Origin of the sequence: Actinoplanes sp. KI2 (assembly GCF_025630775.1) — a bacterium.
In the GTDB taxonomy this organism is placed as follows: domain Bacteria; phylum Actinomycetota; class Actinomycetes; order Mycobacteriales; family Micromonosporaceae; genus Actinoplanes.
In genome coordinates this window covers 18,261-36,528 of the sequence record NZ_JAOSZE010000045.1, presented here as the reverse complement: position 1 = coordinate 36,528, position 18,268 = coordinate 18,261, and the positions used below count along the sequence as shown (strand labels likewise).

Below are 18,268 nucleotides of genomic sequence, written 5' to 3'. Positions count from 1 at the left end.
GCCCGGCCCTTTCTCCCGCGGAGGAGCCGGGCCGGACGGCCCTTTCTCAGGAGCAAACCCCTTGGCCGTACGCCGTTACCTGGCCGTCGCGCTCGTCCTGGTCGCCACCACGGCGGCGGTCGTCGCCCTCGGCCGCGGCCACCACGCCGCGCCGAAGCCGCGATCGGCCGCTCAGGCCCAGACCGCGGTGCCCGACGCCGCCGACGCCGACTACGCCCAGATGATGATCGCTCACCATGCCCAGGCCGTACGGATGAGCAAGGACCTCCTGGGCCGCCCCGGCGTGCCCGACCGCATCGCCGACATCGCCCGCTTCATCGTCGCCGACCAGGAGCGCGAGATCGACCAGCTCACTGCGTGGCTGACTGCCTGGCACCTCGACCCGGACAGCGCCGCCGGGCACGGCATGCTCGCCCCCGCCGACCTGACCCGCTTGGCGAAGGCGCCGACCGCCGAGGCCGTCCCGCTCTACCTCCGTCTGATGATCAAACATCACCAGGGAGCCATCGACATGTCGCGGGGGCTGCTCAACGGTGGCGGCCAGAACGTCTTCATCCACCGCGTCGCCAAACACGTCATCAACGAACAGACCGCGGAAAACTCCGCCATGACCGCGCTTCTCACGGGTTCGGACTCGGCGTGACCGTTCCGGTCGCCCCGTCGACGGTGATCCGGTCTCCGGTCGAGATGCGCGTGGTGGCGTTCGGGAGCCCGACCACGGCCGGGATGCCGTACTCGCGGGCGACGACGGCGCCGTGCGAGTTCGCCCCGCCCATCTCCATCACCAGGCCGCCCGCGGTCAGGAACAGCGGCGTCCAGCCGGGATCCGTCGACGGGGCGACGAGGATCTCGCCCGGCTCGAGATGCGCGCCGACGGGATCCAGCACGACGCGGGCCACCGCGGTGACCGTGCCGGCGGAGGCAGGGGTGCCGGCCAGGGCGCCCTCCGGAGCGTCCGCGGCGACCGCCGCCTCCGGCTCGGTGCCGTCGGAGAGCAGGACCCGCGGGACGTGCCGGCGGCGCATCTCCCTCTCGTACGTGTGGCGGCGGGCGGAGACCAGGTCGTGCAGGTCGAGGCCGGTAAGCCCGGCGCGGGCCTCCGCCGTGCTCAGCATGAAGATGTCATCGGCCGAGGCGATCCGCTCCTCGGCGGCCAGCGCCTCACCCACCAGGGTCAGCTGGGCGCGGAGCCGGCCCAGCGCGACGATCAGGAGGTACTTCGGCATCTCCCGGACGCCGGCGAGGCGGCGGGCCCGGTCGAGCGCGAAGCGGACCAGCGGCCGGCGCACCGGCCCGGCCCGGTCGACGAGGGACTCTACGGCCTGTTTCGCCTGGGCCTCGGCGGCGGCGAAGACCGTGTCGGGCGCGGCGCGGTCGTCGTCGAGGCGCAGGTAGTTGGCGATGACGCCGAGCACGTGCCGGGGGTCTTCGGACCAGCGTGGCAGGCCCAGGTCGATCTCCGCGACGGCGCGTTCGCCGTACTGGCTGAGGAACCCCGCGAGCCCGTCGCGGACGCCGGGCGGCAGGGACCCGTCCCCCCACCGGGCGGCCAGGGCCTCGGGTGGGGTGGAGAGCAGCAGGTCGGTCGCGGCGGCGTCCTGCCGGATCGTGCGGGCCAGGCGCCAGAGCTCCAGATCCATGGCGGTGGTGACGTTGTGCGGCAGGCCGCGCAGCACGGTCGCCAGCTCGCCGGGGCGGGCGCCGGCGAGCTTGCCGGCCAGGGCCAGCATGGCGAAGCCGCCCACGGCGGGTGCCATCGCCCGCGGCGCGAGCGGGAAGATCTCGGCCTCGAGGGTCTTCTCGACCAGGTCGAGTCGCTCGGCAGGCGTGCCGGTGTCCGGCAGCGACAGCTTTCGGCGGATCTCGCCGGGCAGCGCGGCGTGCTCGCGGTGCACGCGGTCCGGGTTCGCGAGGCCGCGGACGAGGCGTACGGGCAGGTGATGCCGGATCGCCAGGCGCAGCACCCGGCGCAGGAACGGCCGCCGCGACCTCTGGGTGATCGACAGCCGCGGATCGTCGAACAACCGCCGCAGGACGACCGCCGACCGCGCCTCCATGACATCGAGGACCCGGGGAAGGAAGAACCGGCCGACCCGGCTGCGAACAACGCCGGTGATGTCCACGAAGATCCGCTCCCCCGGGGTGACGAGCTGGGGCGGACCGGCGAGCGGGTCGCCGACCGGGAACCCGAACTCGCCGGAGACGGACGTGCCCAGCAGCCGGAATGCCGCGAGGCCCATCGGGGTGATCGGCCGGTTCAGTCCCTGCGCCACGCTGAAGCAGAAGAGCACCCGAAGATCTTCCGGGACGGGTTCCGGTACGGGGTAGAGCGTGGTGACGGGCCGGGCCTGGGTCAGCCACAGCGTCCCGGCCGCGTCCATCGCCCATTCGGTGTCCTGCGGTGCTCGATAGTGCGCCTCCACCCGGTCGCCGAGAGCGGCGAGGGCGCGTACCTGCTCGTCGGTCAGGCACGGGCCGTCCTGTTCCCCGGTCACGTGCTCGACACCGCCGCCCGGCCGGGCGCGGACCACGACGCGTTTGTCGCCCGTCCGCCGCTCGAGAATGGTGCCGGTGGCGGTGTCCACGACGAAGTGGTCCGGGTTCACGGCGCCGGAGACCACCGCCTCACCGAGGCCGGGACTCGCGTCGATCACTGCCTGGCGGCGCCGGCCGGTGACCGGGTCGGCGGTGAACAGCACGCCCGCAACCCGGGCGTCGACCATCCGCTGGACGACCACGGCGATGCGGACGGCCCGATGGTCGATCCCGTTGACGGCCCGGTAGACCACGGCGCGGTCGGTCCAGAGCGACGCCCAGCAGCGGACCACCGCGTCGATCACCGACGCCGAACCGACCACATTGAGGTACGTGTCCTGCTGGCCGGCGAAGCTGGCGGAGGGCAGATCCTCCGCGGTCGCCGAGGAGCGGACGGCGACCGGCACCTCCGCGCCGAGCGTGGCATAGGCCGTGGTCACGGCGTCCGCGACCGCGGCGGGCACCGCGACGGAGAGCAGGGCCTCGCGGGCGCGACCGGCGAGCGCAGTCAACGACGGCACGTCGCCGGCGTCGACCCGGTCGAGCGCCTCGTGCACATCGTCGAGAATCGACCCGGCCGCCATGCCGTACGCCTCGGTGGTCACGCAGACCCCGGGCGGGACCGGCAGCCCGGCCCCGGTCATCTCGCCGAGGTTGGCCGCCTTGCCGCCGACAGCACCGAGCATGGAGCCGTCGATCCGGTCGAAGGCCAGAACAAGGTCGCGGACGGCATCGATCGATCCCATACCGGAATTTAGCCCGGACGCGCCCGGAACGGCGCATGAATCGGTAGCGGGACCGGCCGGCTCATGCGGTGCCTCCCACCGGCCGGTCGGCGGTGCCGATGGTCAGGAACGGGATGGGGCAGTCGGCGCAGGTGCAGTTGGTGAGGCTGTCGCAGTTGGCGTCGACGACCTCGGTGAGCGTGGTGCGGATGGTGGTGAGGTCGGCGATCTTCTGGTCGATCTCGGCGATCTTGCTGATGGCCCGCTCGCGGAGATCGGCGGTGGGGTGCCGGCGCCGGCCCGCGTCGAGCAGCTCGGCGACCTCGTCGAGAGTGAACCCGAGCCGCTGCGCGGCCTTGATCACCTGGAGCAGAGCGACGGCGTCCGGCGGGTAGAGCCGGTGCCCGCCGTTCGACCGCTGCGGTGCGGCCAGCAGCCCGCGGCGCTCGTAGTAGCGCAGGGTCTGGATGTTGACCCCGGCCCGTTCGGCGACCTCACCGGAGCGCAGCCCCGCCTGTTCCGGGGCACTCACCGAGCCGCGCGCCGGATCAGGGACGCCAGCACGTCGGCGTGGGCGGCCGGGACCTCGATGTCGAGCACGACCACCTCGCCCTCCGTGGCCGGTTGCTCGGTGGTGGTGAAGGTGAAGAACGAGCAGCATTCGGACTCCCGCGCGGCCAGATCCCGCACCCGGGCGGCCAGCCCGGCCGGGCCGGTCAGGTGCAACCGGGCGTGGCTCTCGCCGAGCCGGTCGATCCGGCGCACGGCCGTGGCGAACAGGTCGTCGAACTCGGCCAGCCGCAACGGCCGCTCGGCGGTGGGCAGCGTGCACGCGTCGGGAACGTCGTACGACATCACAGGCTCCTTCGAACGGTCGGTCCGGCGCCGGACCGGCGCCGTCCACCCGACGGTAAACCTGTACCTGGGTACCGAATGCAACCCGCGTTTTCCGTCAGCCGACGAGGAGGTCCCGCCGGGCCCGGGCGAGATCGGCCCAGTGCTGCCGCGCCGCCGCGGTCCGATCCGCGAGCTGCCGGCGGACCTCCGCCACCCGCTGACGGGCGTCGGCCAGGTTGGCCTGGGCGCGCTTGATGTGATCACGTACGGCGAGGTCGGTGAAGATGTTGTCGAACCAGACGTCCAGGAACCGGGTCCCGCTACCGACCCCGATCCGGCCCACCGGCCGGACGATCCCGACGTCGGCCAGCTCGGTCCGCAGCACCGCCAGGCACCGGTCCGCGTACGCCGCCAGCTCTGCCGCCTGGTCCAGCCGGTCGTGCTTGAACGAGCTGGCGATCACCCCGCCGCCGAAGAACGTGTCGTACGCCGACCAGCTGTCCGCGCTGCCCAGCTTCTCGCCCACGGCCTCCAGCGCCTGCGCGGCCCGCCCGGCGGCCTGGGTTGCCTCGGCGAGCTCCCGCAGCTCGGCCTCGGTGCGCCCGCGTTCCTGGGCGAGCCTGATCATCTGGTCGGCGGCGGGACCGCCGGCAGCGCGTACCCACGCCTCCTTGTCGTCGAGCGCGGCCGCGAAGCCGGCCGGCACGCCGGCCAGGCCGGCATGCCGCGCCTCGGCCTGCGCCAGCTCCCGCTCGATCGTGGCGAGCCGCTGCCCGGCCTCGGCCACCCGGTAGCGTGCGGCGGCCGCCTCGGCCCGCTCGCGGGCCAGCCGGTCCTCCCGGCGCCCGGCGCCACGCAACCCGGCGACGATGCGGGTCAGCGACAGCGACTCGAGCTTCTCGACGTCACGCTGTTCCAGCGCGTGCTGCCCTCGCAGCTGGTCGAGCTCGGCGGCCAGCTCGCCCTGCCGACCGCGCAGCACGGCCACCCGCGAGCCGATGATCTCGCGCTCGCGCAGTTGCCGGGCCAGGCGAGAGAGCCGTTCTTCAATCTCCACACCGCAATGAGAGCAGGCGTTCGCAAGCCGGTGGACGCGGCCGCCTAGCCTTGCCATTCAAGGCCACATGCAGGAAAGTGTCACAACTTCTTCAGCTTTCACAGGCGTCTCCCCAACCGGGGACAAAACGCGCCGTACCTACCAGAAATGGAACACGACATGGCCAATCCCGGGCCCTACGGGGCGTCACCTGGCGACGAGCCGACTTCCCAAGTACCACCCGCGTCTCCGCCGCCGCCTCCGTACGGTGCTCAGCCGCAGGCTCCCTACGGCGCTCCGCCGCCGCCTCCCTACGGCGCTCCGCCGCCGCCTCCGTACGGTGCTCCGCCGCCGCCTCCTTATGGCGCTCCGCCGCCGGGCAGCGGTTACCCGCCGATGGGGGCTCCGGGAGCGCCCACCAACGCGGTGGGCCAGCCGGGCAACCTGGCCGACCGGTTCGTGGCGAGGCTCATCGACGGTCTCCTCGTCGGCGTCGTGGGCGTGGTCCTCAGCATCATGATCGGGTACATCTCGCCCTCCTGGATCATCACCGGGTTCATCACGTCCGTGCTGCTCGCGGTCCTGTATCTCGGCTACTTCGCCTACTTCGAGTCCAGCCGGGGCCAGACGATCGGCAAGCAGCTGATGAAGCTGCGGGTGTTCGGCCCGGATCGCGTCAGCAACCCGACGCTGGAGCAGGCCATCCGCCGGAACATCTACATGGGGTTCCGCATCGCCGGGATCATTCCGATCCTCGGCGGCTTCCTCAGCGGGGTGGCCGGACTGGCCGCGGCGATCCTGATTGCCGTCAACATCAACAACGACCCGCAGCGTCAGCACTGGTTCGACAAGTTCGCCGGTGGTACCCAGGTCATCAAGGTCGGCTGACCGGCGTCACGCGCACGCCGGTGACCTGGTCACGCTTGCCCGTCCGTGCTCGAGTTGCCTTCCGCTCGGGCACGGATCGGCCGGCACCGGCATGAGCTCAAGCCTGGCCGGCGCGCCGGTGCATGATGGAGCGGCCCTACATCGGGGCCGAGCGTGGTGTCGCGACCGCCCGACCTGCCTTCACCTGGCAAAACGCGGCGCGGCACGGCTGTGGGATGCGACGCTGATCGGCGCAGACGTCGTTCAAGGGAGCATGCTCATGGTCAGGATTGCGATCGTGGTGGGCAGCACGCGCCCCGGCCGCAACGGCGAGGCCGTCGCCCAGTGGGTTTACCGGCTCGCCGGCCAACGCAGCGACGCTCAGTTCGAGTTGGTGGACATCGCCGATTTCGACCTGCCGTTGCTGGACGAGCCGGCGCCGCCGTCGATGGGCCAGTACAGCAAGGAACACACGCAGCGGTGGGCCGCCAAGGTTGCCGAGTTCGACGGGTACGTGTTCGTCACCCCGGAGTACAACCACGGCACCTCGGGCGCCCTGAAGAATGCCCTCGACTACGTGTACGCCGAGTGGAACAACAAGGCGGCCGGGTTCGTCGGCTACGGCAGCGTCGGCGGCGCCCGAGCGGTCGAACAACTGCGGCTGACCGCCGCCGAGTTGCAGCTGGCCACCGTACGCGCCCAGGTCGCCCTGTCGCTGTACACCGACTTCGAGAACTTCAGCGTCTTCAAACCCGCCGGTCACCACGAGATGGCGTTGACCACCCTGCTCGATCAGCTCATCTCATGGAGCCAGGCGATGCGGTCCACCCGCGCGGTCTACCAGTCGTAGCGGGCGGGGCGGGACCGCGGAGGCGCGGCCCCGCCCCACCGGTGGTTCAGCTCAGCGCTTTCCAGAGGGCCGGCACGTTCGGCGGTTCCCAGCCGGGCAGCGAGGTGTGCCCCTGGATGCACTGGTAGTTGATTCCGTTGTAGGAGACGAGCGCGCCGGTGGCGTACGCGTGGTACGCCTCCCACGCCGGGTACTGCGCCGGGCCGGTGGTGGGCGGCGTGGTCGGCGGCGTGGTCGGCCCGGTGGTGGGCGGCGTGGTCGGCCCGGTGGTGGGCGGCGTGGTCGGGCCGCCGGTGGGCGGCGTGGTGCAGGTGGCCGGTGCCGCGCCGTTGGTGGCGTTGACGATGCGGTTGTACAGCGACATCGACGGGTCGTCGTCCTCGAGCGAGTAGACCATCGCCCCGGCCAGGCCCTGGCAGTGCTGGTAGTCCGCCTTGGCCTGGACGGATCGGGCGTTCTCGCCGCTCCACCAGTTGGTGCCGTCGTAGAAGTACGACGCCTTGGCCAGGTCGTCCCAGTACGCGTCGTTGTCCACGACGCTCTTGATCTCCTTGTAGTACGACACGCCCCGCACGTTGCCGGACAATGGGTTGCCGGGGGCGGGACCGGTGGCCGACCCGTACAGGCCGTGGTTGTTGCCGGCCGGTACGCCGGTCCAGCCGCGGTAGTACATCGGGTAGCCGATGGTCAGCTTGGCGGCGGGGAAGCCGCCGGGAATCCCGTACGCCGGGTCGCCCTTGACGAAGGACTGGACCGGGTCGTTCACCGAGTATTTCTGGGTGCCCGGCGGCACCGGCTTCATCGGGTCGTTCGGCGAGGTGTAGAGACCGGTCTGGTGGTTGGTCGGGCCCGAGGGCTCCCAGAAGCCACCGTGGTCATCGAAGGTCATCACGTTGCCGTAGTCGAGATACTGGCCGATCCTGCTGGTCTCGATCTTGGCGATCTTGTCGGCGCCGCCGGGAAGCGCGGCGGTCAGCAGCCTGTGGGTGCCGCCCAGCGCGTCCAGCTGGGACCGGAAGGCGGCCAGCAGCAGGGTGTAGTTGGCCGTGTCGTTGGCCGAGTAGTGGTTGCCGAGGTGACCCGCGGACGAGCCGGGGTATTCCCAGTCGATGTCGAATCCGTCGAAGATGCCGGCGGCGACCCCGGTGCCGCCGTGCACGCCGTCGTGGATCGGCAGGTTGCCCTTGATGAACATGTCGATGCACGAGGACACGAACTTCTGCCGGGACGCCGCGGTGGCCGCCACGTCGGAGAAGTACTTCGAGTACGTCCAACCGCCCAGGCTCAGCAGGATCTTCAGGTTCGGATACTTCGCCTTGAGCTTCTTGAGCTGCCCGAACTGCCCGGCGAGCGGGGTGTTGTACGCGTCGCCGACCCCGTCCACGCTGATACTCGCGTCGAACGGCTTCTGATAGTCGGCCCACTCGTCCTCGGCGCCGTCGCCCGCGTTCGGGTCGCTCTCGCCGGCCTCGCCCTGCGTCGTGCTCTTCGTCGTCTCGAAGCAGGTCAGGTTGACCGGGTCGATGTTCTCGAAGGCGTACTGCAGGATGGTGGTCTTCGCCGCGACCCCCTCGGTGTCGAGGTTCTTCGGGTAGAAGGCGTTCTGATACATGCTCCACTGTGTGTAGTACGCGATCTTCACTCCGCCGCTGCTCGCCAGCGCGGTCGCCGCCCCGATGGCAGGCGCCGCGGCGGCCGCTCCGACGCCGATCGCGAGCAGGGACACGGCTCCGACACCGACCACAACTGTTTTGAGACTTCGCATGCTGTCCTCCTCGCCGATCATCGAGGTATGCGCGCGCGCCGCCTTACTGTTAACAGTCTTTATTACTTGTCCACACCGTAAGGTCGATAGTCATCGATGTCAACGCCTGCCGCCGAACACGGCGCGGGCGGGGACCGAGTCCGATCCCCGCCCGCGCCGGTTCGGTCGTCAGCCGTTGTACTGCGCGACGATCTTGGTGAAGTCCCAGTCGTTCTGGCTGACACTGCTGCAGGTGCCGTCGGCCCAGTTGTGCGGCACGCTCGGGTCGCAGGCGCGGTCCCGGTTGAGTGACCAGTAGGACAGCCAGCCGAAGTGGTTGGCCCGGGCGTACGCGAGCAGGTTGGTGAAGTCGGACTGCAGGAACAGCTCGCTCGGCTGGTCGGTGTGCCCGTTCATCAGCTGCAGGCCCAAGTGGGCGTAGGCGGTGGCGTCGTCGTACCCGAACAGCGTCTTCATCTGGTTCTTCGCCGCCGTGGCGACCAGCTTGACGCTGTCGGTCATGGTCGAGGCGTTGGTCAGCCCGTAGTCGAAGGCCATGATGTTGATCAGGTCGAAGGTGACGCCGTGCGACTTGGCCTGGTTGATCTCGTCGGTGTCCGAGCCGGAGAAGCCGATCGTGGTCATCGGTACGGTCAGCGTCAGGTGCAGCTGACGGCCGGCCGACCGCGCGTTGTCCTGCAGGATGCGCAGGGCGCCCATCCGCACGTCCATGTTCGCGTCGATGTCGTCGCCCTCCCAGTCGAAGTCGAGCCGGGTGAGGCCGTACTTGTTGATCACCGCTTGGTAGGCGTTCGCCAGTGAGCTCGCACTCCCGCAGCTCGCCCCCAGCTCGTTGCTGAGGTAGCCGCCGAACGACACCGAGACGTCGCCGCCCCGGGCGCGGACGGTGCTGATCAGCGACGCGACCCTGGTATCGGACGACACCGGCAGGCCCGGACCCCAGCCGGGCGTGCAGCCACCGATGTCGTTGACGAAGGCGAGGTTGAAGTACTTCACCCCGGAGGCGGACATCGCCGTGCCGACGTCCTGCGGGCTGTTCTCGATCGGCATGAAGTAGACGGGCGCCTTGAAGCTGCCGCCACCCGGCGGGGTCGTCGGCGGGGTTGTCGGTGGGGTCGTCGGGGGCGTGGTGGGCGACGTCGTCGGCGGCGTGGTGGGCGGGGTCGTGGGTGTCCCGCTGCACGCCCCTTCGTCCCTCCACAGCGACGGAGTCGAGGCCGGGTTCCAGCCCGCTCCCGGCCAGGCGGTGTGCGTGACCAGCGCGGTGTAGAGGTGGCCCTGATAGGTCACCTGCTGCCCGGCCGTGTAGGTGTTGCCCTCGGCCCAGGCCGGCGCCGAACACGCGACCGCGGCGGCGTTGATCGCGGCATACCCGCTGGGTGCGAACGCCACCACCAGGCCCACCGCGCATGCCGCACCGGCAATGACCGCAACGATCCGTCGTCGAGCTCTCATGGTGACTCCCTGTCACGCGCTCCGGAAACTGGTCACATTCTTAACAGTTTTCCATCGAGAGCGCTAGATGTGACAGGCCGGACTTCAGTCGCCGACGTCGGCGCCGGTGCGGGCGGCGCGGGCCACGCCCCAGTCGTACATGGCCTGCAGGACCGGGGCGAGGCTGCGACCCTCCTCGGTCAGCTCGTACTCGACGTGCGGCGGGACCGTGCCGTGATCGCGGCGGACCACCAGGCCGTCGGCCTCGAGCTCGCGCAGGCGCTGGCTGAGCATCTTCTCGCTGATGCCGGGCGTGCGGCGGCGCAACTCGCCGTAGCGGTGCACGCCCTCCTTGAGCCGGGCCAGGATCACCGTGCGCCACCGGCCGCCGACCACGTCGACGGTCAGCTCGACCGGGCAGCTGTATCGCTTGGGCACGCACCATTATGTGCGTACTTGTGGAGCGATCGGCCCGGCTGATGAGCTGACGGTCATGACGGAGACGACACCGACGTTGTACGAGTGGGCCGGTGGCCTCGACGCGTTCACGCGGCTGACCGACGCGTTCTATGCGCGGGTGATCACCGACGACCTGCTGGCACCGCTGTTCGAGCGGATGTCGCCGACGCACGCCCGCAGCGTGGCGATCTGGCTGGCCGAGGTGTTCGGCGGCCCGGCGACGTACACGAAGGAGCACGGGGGCTATCCGCACATGGTGGCCAAGCACATCGGAATGGCGATCACCGAGCCGCAGCGCCGCCGCTGGGTGAACCTCATCCAGGACGCCGCCGACGAGGCCGGCCTGCCGGACGATCCGGAGTTCCGGGCCGCGTTCCTCGCCTACATCGAGTGGGGCACCCGGCTGGCCCGGCAGAACTCGCAACCCGGCGCGGACGTGCTCCGCGACGCCCCGGTTCCGCACTGGGGCTGGGGCGTCGCACCGCCCTACCAGCCCTGACCGTCGACGACGCCGGCCGGCGCCCGCTCAGTACCGGTAGTCGGCGATGCTCTCGCGAAGCTGCTCGGACACGTCGGCGAGGGCGACCGCGGCCGCACGGCTGCGGTCGACACCGGCCGCGGTGCTCTGGGCGGCCTCCGCGACCAGGCCGACGCTGCTCGCGATCTCGGAGCCGCCCGCTGCCGCCTCGGTGACGTTGCGGTTCATCTCCGCCGTGGTCGCGGTCTGCTCCTCGACCGAGGCGGCGATCGCGGTCTGGAAGTCGTTGATCTGGGCGATGATCTCGCTGATCTCGGCGATGGCGTCCACCGCGCGTTCGGTGTCGGCCTGGATGGCCTCGACCCGCATGGAGATGTCCTCGGTCGCCTTGGCGGTCTCCTGCGCGAGATCCTTGACCTCGCCGGCGACGACCGCGAAGCCCTTGCCCGCGTCACCCGCCCGGGCCGCCTCGATGGTGGCGTTGAGGGCGAGCAGATTGGTCTGCTCGGCGATCATGGTGATGGTCTTGACGACGCTGCCGATCTGCGCGGACGAGGCGCCCAGGCTGGCCACCGTCTCGGTGGTCGCGCGGGCCGCGTCGACGGCCTTGGCGGCCACCTCGGCGCCCTGTCCGGCGCTGTGCGCGATGGCCCGGATCGAGGCGCCCATCTCCTCGGCGCCCGACGCGACGGTCTGCAGGTTGCCGGACACCTGATCGGCGGCGCTCGCGGCGTCGGCGGCCCGCGCGCTGCCCGACTCGGCCTGCGTCGCGATCTCCTCGGTGGCCTGGGCCAGCTGCTGCGAACTGGAGGCGATGTGGTCGGCGCCCGACGACACGCCGTTCATGACCCGGCGCATCAGCGCGATCGTGCGGTTGAGCTTGGCGGCCATCATGCCCATCTCGTCGGCGCAGGTGACCGGAATCTCGTTGGTGAAATCACCGGACGCGGTGTCCTCGAGGCCCTGGAACAACAGCCGGATCCGGAAGTTGAGCATCTTGATCGCCCAGGTCGTGAGCGCCAGCGCGAACAGCAGCCCGGCGGCGAGCAGACCGAGGGTCAGGTTGAAGCCCTTACGGTAGGCGGCCTGGCCCTGGGTCGCGGCTACGTCCGCCGCCTTGACCTCGGCCTTGACCAGTGCGGCGAGGGCGTCGTCGAGCGTGCCGCCGGCCTGGTAGGCGGTCTTGATCAGGTCGTCGTAGCCGGCGGCGGCGCCCAAGCCGCCGGGGAGTTTCGCGGCTTCCGCGCCGCGCTGCACCGCCACCTGGCCGATCTTGAGATAGGCGTCGAAGGCGGCGCGGAACGCGGCGGCCTCGTGCTGTCGCGAGTCGTCGGCGGCCAGCCCGGAGCGGTAGGTGGTGAAGACCTTGTCCAGGTCCTTGGCGTTGGCGAACAGCTTGTCGGCGAAGACCTGGCGGCTGGCGTCGTCGCGGACCGCGACGAACGAGCCGATGTTGCCGTTCATGTTCTGGACGCCGTGCCGGACCTCGTCGAGCAGCACGACGTTGCCGAGATTCTCGCGGTGCATCGCGTCGAGCTTCGTGCTCATGCCGTGCAGCTGGACCAGCGCATACGACGAGACCAGCCCGGCGACGATCCCGATGAGCACGATCGCGGTGGTGATCTTGTGCGCGACGGACAGGTCGGCGAGGAACTGCCGCAGGCCCCGGCGGCCGGACGCGACAGCCTCCGCAGGATTCACGCTGTCCATGGAATGTTGCTCCTTCGCCCCGATCCGAGCCGAACGGCCCGCACCGCCCTTCGATGCTCGTCCGCCTCATCGGCCGGTCGACTGCGGGACGTTAGAACTGTTCGGCCGCCAGGCCGGACCACGGCGTGACGTTGATCTCTCAGTCACCGACCTCGACCCGCTCGGCGCGGATCAGCACCAGTCGTTCCGGGAACTGCACCGGCGCCTGCACCCCGGCGACCGCCAGCATCCGGCCGGTCAGGGCGACACCGCCGGCCCACCAGCCGAGCGAATGCCGGGTGGGGCCCTGCGGCCGGTCGCCGGGGGCCAGCGGGGTGACGTGGTAGACCGCGTCCGGGTCCAGGCCGGGCAGCCGCACCCGCCCCGGCGGCGACGCCACGCCGGTGGCCATGGCCACCAGCGCGTAGACGGCCTCCGAACGGTCCTCGGCGACCACGCCGTGCACCCACAGCGCCGGATCCGGGTGGTCGGCGCGCACCACCGTGCCGCCGTGCAGGAGGCCGCGCAGCTGTTTGTAGAGCCGCACCCAGGCGGCCAGCCGCTCGCGCTCGTCCTCGCCGACCTCGGTGAGGTCCCATTCGATCCCGAAGTGGCCGAACAGCGCCGTCCCGGCCCGGAAATCGAGGGTGTGCACGCGCCCGGTGGTGTGCGAGACCGTGGGCCCGACGTGGGCGCCGATCAGCTCCGGCGGCAGGAGGGTGCCGGTCCAGCGCTGGATGTGCTGCCGTTCCAGCGCGTCGTTGCAGTCGCTGGCCCAGACCCGGTCGGTGCGCTCCAGCACGCCGAGGTCGACGCGCGAGCCGCCGGAGGAGCACGACTCGATCTCCACGCCGGGGTGCCGGGCGCGCAGGTCGTCGAGCAGCCGATAGAGCTGACGGGTCTGCACGTGGACGCCCGCCTCGCCGCCGGGCGAATGACCGGCTTCGATCAGGTCGCGGTTGTGGTCCCATTTCAGGTACGCGATGTCGTACTCGCGGAGCAGCGCGTCCAGGCGCTCGAGGAGGTAGTCGTACGCCTCCCGGTGCCCCAGGTCGAGGACCTGCTGGTGGCGGGCCTCGGGAGGCATCCGGCCGCCGGTCGACATGATCCAGCCCGGGTGGGCGCGGGCCAGGTCCGAGTCGGTATTGATCATTTCAGGCTCGCACCAGAGCCCGAACTGCATCCCGAGCCCGCGTACGTGGTCGACCAGGGGGTGCAGGCCCTTCGGCCAGATCGTCTCGTCGACGTACCAGTCGCCCAGCCCGGCGTGGTCGTCGCGGCGGTGCCGGAACCAGCCGTCGTCGAGCACGAACCGCTCCGCGCCGACCCGCGCGGCCACGTCGGCGAGCTCGGTGAGCTTGGCCAGGTCGTGGTTGAAGTAGACGGCCTCCCAGGTGTTGACGATCACCGGCCGGGGCGAGCGCGGATGCTGCGGCCGTGCCCGCAGGTGACGGTGGAACCGCTCGGACAGCCGGTCCAGCCCTCGGCCGTACGACCCGTAGAGCCAGGGACCCCGGTACGTCTCGCCGGGCGCCAGCCGCATCTCGCCGGCGAGCAGCAGCTCTCCCCCGCCGAGCAGCGCGACGCCCGCCGCGGTCCGCTCGGCGAGCGTGCGGTGGTTCCCGCTCCACGCCACGTGGATTCCCCACACCTCGCCGGTCGCGAAGCCGAACCCGGGCGTCCCGGCGGCCAGCACGATCGAGGCGTCGGCGCCGGTGCGCCCGCGCCGGTTCTCGCGCAGCCGCGTGCCGAGCGTGAACGGCTGCCGCTGCGGGATACGTTCGCGCAGGTGACGCCCGGTGAAGTCGAGCAGCTCGGTGGCCTGCGCCGGCACCGGCAGCGTGGCCATCAGCCCGTCGAGCGTGAAGGCCGACAGGGCGTGGTCGTTGGTCAGCGTCGCCCGCTGCCGCACCAGCCCGGATTCGGTCATCTCCAGCTCGATCCGCAGGGCCAGGCCGGCCACGTCGTCCCGCGCGGCCACCACGAGACGCCCGGCGTCCTCCTCCCGGCCGACCACGGCGAAGGCGGTGGAGAACGCGGCGCCGTCGCGGTGGCCGGTCAGGCCGGGCGTGCCGAGCCAGCCGGCCGACTGCTCCGGCAGGAGGCTGACCGGCACGACGGTGTCGATGTCGTTGGTGACCTGCTGGGGGGTCGCCGCGGCGGCCAGGCCGGCCAGCTCCCCCGCCGAGCCGTCGCCGAGGTCGGCGCCCCAGTGCAGCACCCGGGGCAGCAGCGGTCCGGAGCAGTCCAGCACGAGGCTCACCCCGGCGGCCCGCCAGTGCAGCATGTCCGTCATTGGGCGACCTCGAACAGCCGGTTCAACTGGTCGTTTAGCGTGGTCAGCGACGACACCGGCGAGCTGCCGATGTAGACCGCGTCCATCCGGGGACTCATCAGCGCGACGATGTCCGCGGCGTTGCTGGTCACCGGGAACAGGAACGTGGTCTTGTTCTTGACCTGGTCGGTGAACGGCGTGACGTCGAGCTTGCGCTGGTCGCGGTTGTAGGCGATGGCGAGCTGGGTGCCCTCGGGCCGGGCCGGGAACACCACCCCGGACTGGCCGATGATGTTCTGGCACTGGGCGCCGGAGAGGAACTTGACCCACTTCGCGGCGTTGTCCGGCTGCTTCGACAGGGTGGTGATCGAGTCGGCGAGGCCGTTGAACATCGAGGCCCGATTGCCGGCCGGCCCGATCGGGGTGGGCGCGATGCCGATGTCCAGCTTCTTGCCGGCGGCATCGGTGAGCTTGCTGAACGTCGAGATCATCCAGGAACCGCTGAGACCCATGGCGGCGATGCCGGACTGGATCTGCTTGTCGGTGCCGATGGCGTTGGCGCCGCCGATCTCCTCGTAGGTCGGCATGTAGCCCTTGCGCGCCAGGCCGAAATACCAGTCCACGGTCTGCTGGAAGGCCGGCTGGTCCAGGTTGAAGTGGGTGCCCCACGGGTTCCGGTCGGTGGCCTGCCAGCCGGCGCTACCGGTGAACGCGGACCACTGGGTCTGACCCCAGCCGCCGCCACCGGAGCCCTCCGAGCTGAGCCCGTGGATCTTGACGTGGTTCCGGTCGAAGCCGGGTTGGTCTCCGCGTACGCCGTTGGCGTCGACGGTGAGGTGCGCGACCAGCTTCTCGAAGGTGCCTCCGTCGGTCGGGTTCCAGGTCAGGTCGTCGAGCGTGGCCGGGTCGACACCGGCCTGCTTCAGCGCCGTCCGGTCGTAGAACAGCGCGATGGTGTCCCAGTCCTTCGGCGAGCCGTACCGCTTGCCGTCCTGGCCCTTCCACAGCTGGGCCAGGCCGGGCTGGTAGTCGGTGTCCTGGATGTCGCTGGTCGGGCCGAGGTCGTCGAGCGGCCGCAGCACCTTGAGGTCGACGAACTGGGCGTACTTGGCGAGGTGGTCGGTGAACACGTCGGGCGCGGTGTCGGCGATGAACCCGGCGGTGAGCTTCTGCCAGTACACATCCCACCCGTACTGCGAGATGTGCACCCGCAGCCCCGGGTTCTGCTTGGCGAACTCGTCCGCGCACTTCTGATAGCCGGGCTGCTGACCGGAGTCCCACAGCCAGTACTCGATGGTGCCGTTGCCGCCGGCCGCGGTGGCGGCGTCGGCCCCGCTCCACCCGCACCCGGCGAGCAGAAGGACGGAGAACAGAGCGAATGCGCGTCTCATTTGATCCCACTGAATCCGATCGAGTTGACGATCCGCTTCGCGAAGAAGCAGAAGAGGACGAGCATCGGCAGCGCCGCCACCAGCGTCGCCGCCATCAGCCCGGACCAGTCGGGGCCGGTCTGCGGTGTCTGCGACTTGAAGACGCCCAGGGCCACGGTGAGGACCCGGGACCGGTCGGTGTAGCTGACCATCAGCGGCCAGAAGTAGTCGTTCCACGAGGTGATGTAGGTCAGGATCGCCAGCGTTGCCAGCGGGGCCGAGGACATCGGCAGGATCAGCCGGAAGAACACCCGTACCTTGCTGGCCCCATCGACCAGCGCGGCCTCCTCGACCTCATGGGAGAGGCCGAGGAAGAACTGGCGCAGGAAGAAAACGGCGAACGGGGTCATCAGCATCGTCGGCAGCGAGACCCCCAGCAGGGTGTCGACCAGGCCGAGCTGTTTGATCAGCACGAAGTTCGGCAGCAGTGTGAAGATCGCCGGGATCATGAGGCCGGCGAGGAAGAACGCGAAGACCTTCTCCCGGTGCTTCCACTGCAGCCGGGCGAAGGCGTACGCGGCCATGGCCGAGAAGAACACCTGGCCGCCCGTCACCAGGGTGGCGACGATCACCGAGTTGAGCAGGTAGTGCCAGAACTGGATCGGCTGGCCGGCGCCGCCGGCGTCGATCGCCTCCTGCCCGGTCTGCAGGCCGAAGACCCGGGCGAACCCGCCCCAGGAGAACTGCACGGGCAGCAGGCTGTCGGACCCGGCGTAGAGCGCGTTGTTGCTGGACAGGGCCGTGCGCAGCATCCAGTAGAACGGGAAGAGGCTGGCGAAGATCACCAGGATCATGAACGCCCAGGCGAGCGCCCGGCCGATGTTGAAGCGCGGCTTCGGGGCGGCCGGCGCGGCGGTGGCAACGGCCGGCGCGGCGACCGGCGTGACGGTGGTGGCCATCCTGTCCTCCTCAGGCCAGATCCGACGACTCGGCGCGGGTGAGCCGGTACTGCACGAAGGTGACGACGACCAGGATGATCAGCAGGGCGACCGACATCGCCGAGGCGTAGCCGAACTGGAAGCGGCCGAACGCCATGTCGTAGATGTAGTACTGCAGCACCCGGGACGAGTCCACCGGGCCGCCGCGGGTGGTGATCGCGACGGTGTCGAACACCTGGAACGAGCCGACCACCGTGATGATCAGGACCAGCGCCATGATCGGCCGCAGCAGCGGGATGGTGATCCGGCGGAACATCGTGATCTCGCTTGCACCGTCGACGCGTGCCGCCTCGTACACGGTCTCGGGGATGGTCTGCAGGCCCGCGAAGATCAGCAGTGCCGTGTAGCCGACATGCCGCCACACGTTGATCAGCGCGATCGTGGGAATCACCCAGCGGCTGTCGGACAGGAACGCGATCCGGTCCAGCCCCAGCCACTCGATCACATGGTTCGCGATGCCGAGCTGGTAGTCGAGAATCCACAGGAAGACCATCGCGGCGACCACGTTGGACACCAGGTACGGCGTCAGGACGATGCCGCGCAACCAGGTGCGCCGCGTCAGCCGCTGCATCATCACGGCGATGACCAGCGCGAACGCGGTCTGGATCGCGATGTTCACCACGACGTAGTAGACGGTCACCCGCAGCGCGTTCCAGAACACCGGGTCCTGCACCATGCGGACGTAGTTGTCCAGGCCGTTGAACTGCGGCGGGGTGAGCAGGTTGAACTTCGTGAAGCTCAGATAGATGCCGCGCAGGGTCGGCCACACCATGAAGACCAGGAAGCCGATCAGAGCCGGGGCGATGAACAGGATCGCGAGCCGGGTGTCGTCCCGGCGTCGCGGGCGGATGACGGCGGCGGCCCGCGCGTGCCGGGCGGTGGAGGTGCTGATCGCCATCGGTGCCTCCTTTATTTACAATCAGATTGAAAATAAAGCGGGCCGCTGGGCG

16 protein-coding genes are annotated in these 18,268 nt (G+C 70.3%); 4 read left to right on the top strand and 12 right to left on the bottom strand.

Translation table 11 applies throughout. The features are described 5' to 3' along the window. Positions 1-61 precede the first annotated feature (61 nt). A complete protein-coding gene (locus ODJ79_RS36940; RefSeq protein WP_263028324.1) occupies positions 62-643 on the top strand; it encodes a DUF305 domain-containing protein in 582 nt (193 codons plus the stop codon). Here the strand turns inward: ODJ79_RS36940 and ODJ79_RS36935 are convergent. The 4 genes from ODJ79_RS36935 to ODJ79_RS36920 form a co-directional block, all read right to left on the bottom strand. Further along, entirely contained in the window at positions 621-3,281 is a 2,661-nt protein-coding gene (locus ODJ79_RS36935) for a PEP/pyruvate-binding domain-containing protein (protein WP_263028323.1), read from the bottom strand. The genes ODJ79_RS36940 and ODJ79_RS36935 overlap by 23 nt on opposite strands. A gap of 61 nt (positions 3,282-3,342) precedes the next feature. Further along, positions 3,343-3,792: a MerR family transcriptional regulator gene (locus ODJ79_RS36930; RefSeq protein ID WP_263028322.1), complete on the bottom strand. Its 450-nt coding sequence runs from the start codon at positions 3,790-3,792 to the stop codon at positions 3,343-3,345. Further along, positions 3,789-4,115 carry a hypothetical protein gene (locus tag ODJ79_RS36925; RefSeq protein WP_263028321.1) on the bottom strand — a complete coding sequence of 109 codons (327 nt, stop codon included), beginning with the start codon at positions 4,113-4,115 and terminating at the stop codon, positions 3,789-3,791. Before ODJ79_RS36925 ends, ODJ79_RS36930 begins: the two co-directional genes overlap by 4 nt. A 97-nt stretch (positions 4,116-4,212) precedes the next feature. Continuing rightward, on the bottom strand, positions 4,213-5,154 hold the full coding sequence (locus tag ODJ79_RS36920) for a hypothetical protein (RefSeq protein ID WP_263028320.1): 942 nt from the start codon (positions 5,152-5,154) through the stop codon (positions 4,213-4,215). A 375-nt stretch (positions 5,155-5,529) separates the two neighbouring features. Here ODJ79_RS36920 and ODJ79_RS36915 point away from each other — a divergent pair, with 375 nt between their 5' ends. After that, complete coding sequence (locus ODJ79_RS36915; RefSeq protein ID WP_263028319.1) at positions 5,530-6,021, top strand: RDD family protein; 492 nt, start codon at positions 5,530-5,532, stop codon at positions 6,019-6,021. 259 nt (positions 6,022-6,280) lie between these two features. Beyond that, a complete protein-coding gene (locus ODJ79_RS36910; protein ID WP_263028318.1) occupies positions 6,281-6,850 on the top strand; it encodes an NADPH-dependent FMN reductase in 570 nt (189 codons plus the stop codon). A 46-nt stretch (positions 6,851-6,896) separates the two neighbouring features. On the opposite strand, the gene ODJ79_RS36905 is transcribed toward ODJ79_RS36910, so the two are convergent. The 3 genes from ODJ79_RS36905 to ODJ79_RS36895 all read right to left on the bottom strand — a co-directional run bounded on the left by ODJ79_RS36905 (position 6,897) and on the right by ODJ79_RS36895 (position 10,487). After that, entirely contained in the window at positions 6,897-8,615 is a 1,719-nt protein-coding gene (locus tag ODJ79_RS36905) for a glycosyl hydrolase family 18 protein (RefSeq protein WP_263028317.1), read from the bottom strand. 168 nt (positions 8,616-8,783) lie between these two features. Beyond that, a complete protein-coding gene (locus ODJ79_RS36900; RefSeq protein ID WP_263028316.1) occupies positions 8,784-10,070 on the bottom strand; it encodes a carbohydrate-binding protein in 1,287 nt (428 codons plus the stop codon). Between the two features lie 84 nt (positions 10,071-10,154). Further along, positions 10,155-10,487 carry a winged helix-turn-helix transcriptional regulator gene (locus ODJ79_RS36895; RefSeq protein ID WP_263028315.1) on the bottom strand — a complete coding sequence of 111 codons (333 nt, stop codon included), beginning with the start codon at positions 10,485-10,487 and terminating at the stop codon, positions 10,155-10,157. A 55-nt stretch (positions 10,488-10,542) separates the two neighbouring features. Between ODJ79_RS36895 and ODJ79_RS36890 the strand changes: the two genes are divergently transcribed. Continuing rightward, a complete protein-coding gene (locus ODJ79_RS36890) occupies positions 10,543-11,007 on the top strand; it encodes a group II truncated hemoglobin (protein WP_263028314.1) in 465 nt (154 codons plus the stop codon). Positions 11,008-11,034: 27 nt separating this feature from the next. Here ODJ79_RS36890 and ODJ79_RS36885 read toward each other — a convergent pair whose 3' ends face one another. The 5 genes from ODJ79_RS36885 to ODJ79_RS36865 form a co-directional block, all read right to left on the bottom strand. Beyond that, the gene (locus ODJ79_RS36885) at positions 11,035-12,696 is read right to left on the bottom strand and encodes a methyl-accepting chemotaxis protein (RefSeq protein WP_263028313.1); all 1,662 of its coding nucleotides are present in this window, start codon (positions 12,694-12,696) and stop codon (positions 11,035-11,037) included. A 139-nt stretch (positions 12,697-12,835) separates the two neighbouring features. Next, complete coding sequence (locus ODJ79_RS36880) at positions 12,836-14,971, bottom strand: alpha-galactosidase (RefSeq protein WP_263028312.1); 2,136 nt, start codon at positions 14,969-14,971, stop codon at positions 12,836-12,838. Further along, complete coding sequence (locus ODJ79_RS36875; RefSeq protein WP_263028311.1) at positions 14,968-16,341, bottom strand: ABC transporter substrate-binding protein; 1,374 nt, start codon at positions 16,339-16,341, stop codon at positions 14,968-14,970. The genes ODJ79_RS36880 and ODJ79_RS36875 overlap by 4 nt, the downstream gene beginning before the upstream one ends. Continuing rightward, on the bottom strand, positions 16,338-17,279 hold the full coding sequence (locus ODJ79_RS36870; protein ID WP_263028310.1) for a carbohydrate ABC transporter permease: 942 nt from the start codon (positions 17,277-17,279) through the stop codon (positions 16,338-16,340). Before ODJ79_RS36870 ends, ODJ79_RS36875 begins: the two co-directional genes overlap by 4 nt. Positions 17,280-17,289: 10 nt before the next feature. Continuing rightward, positions 17,290-18,216, bottom strand: coding sequence for a carbohydrate ABC transporter permease (locus ODJ79_RS36865; protein ID WP_263028309.1), 927 nt, complete (start codon positions 18,214-18,216; stop codon positions 17,290-17,292). Positions 18,217-18,268: the final 52 nt, after the last annotated feature.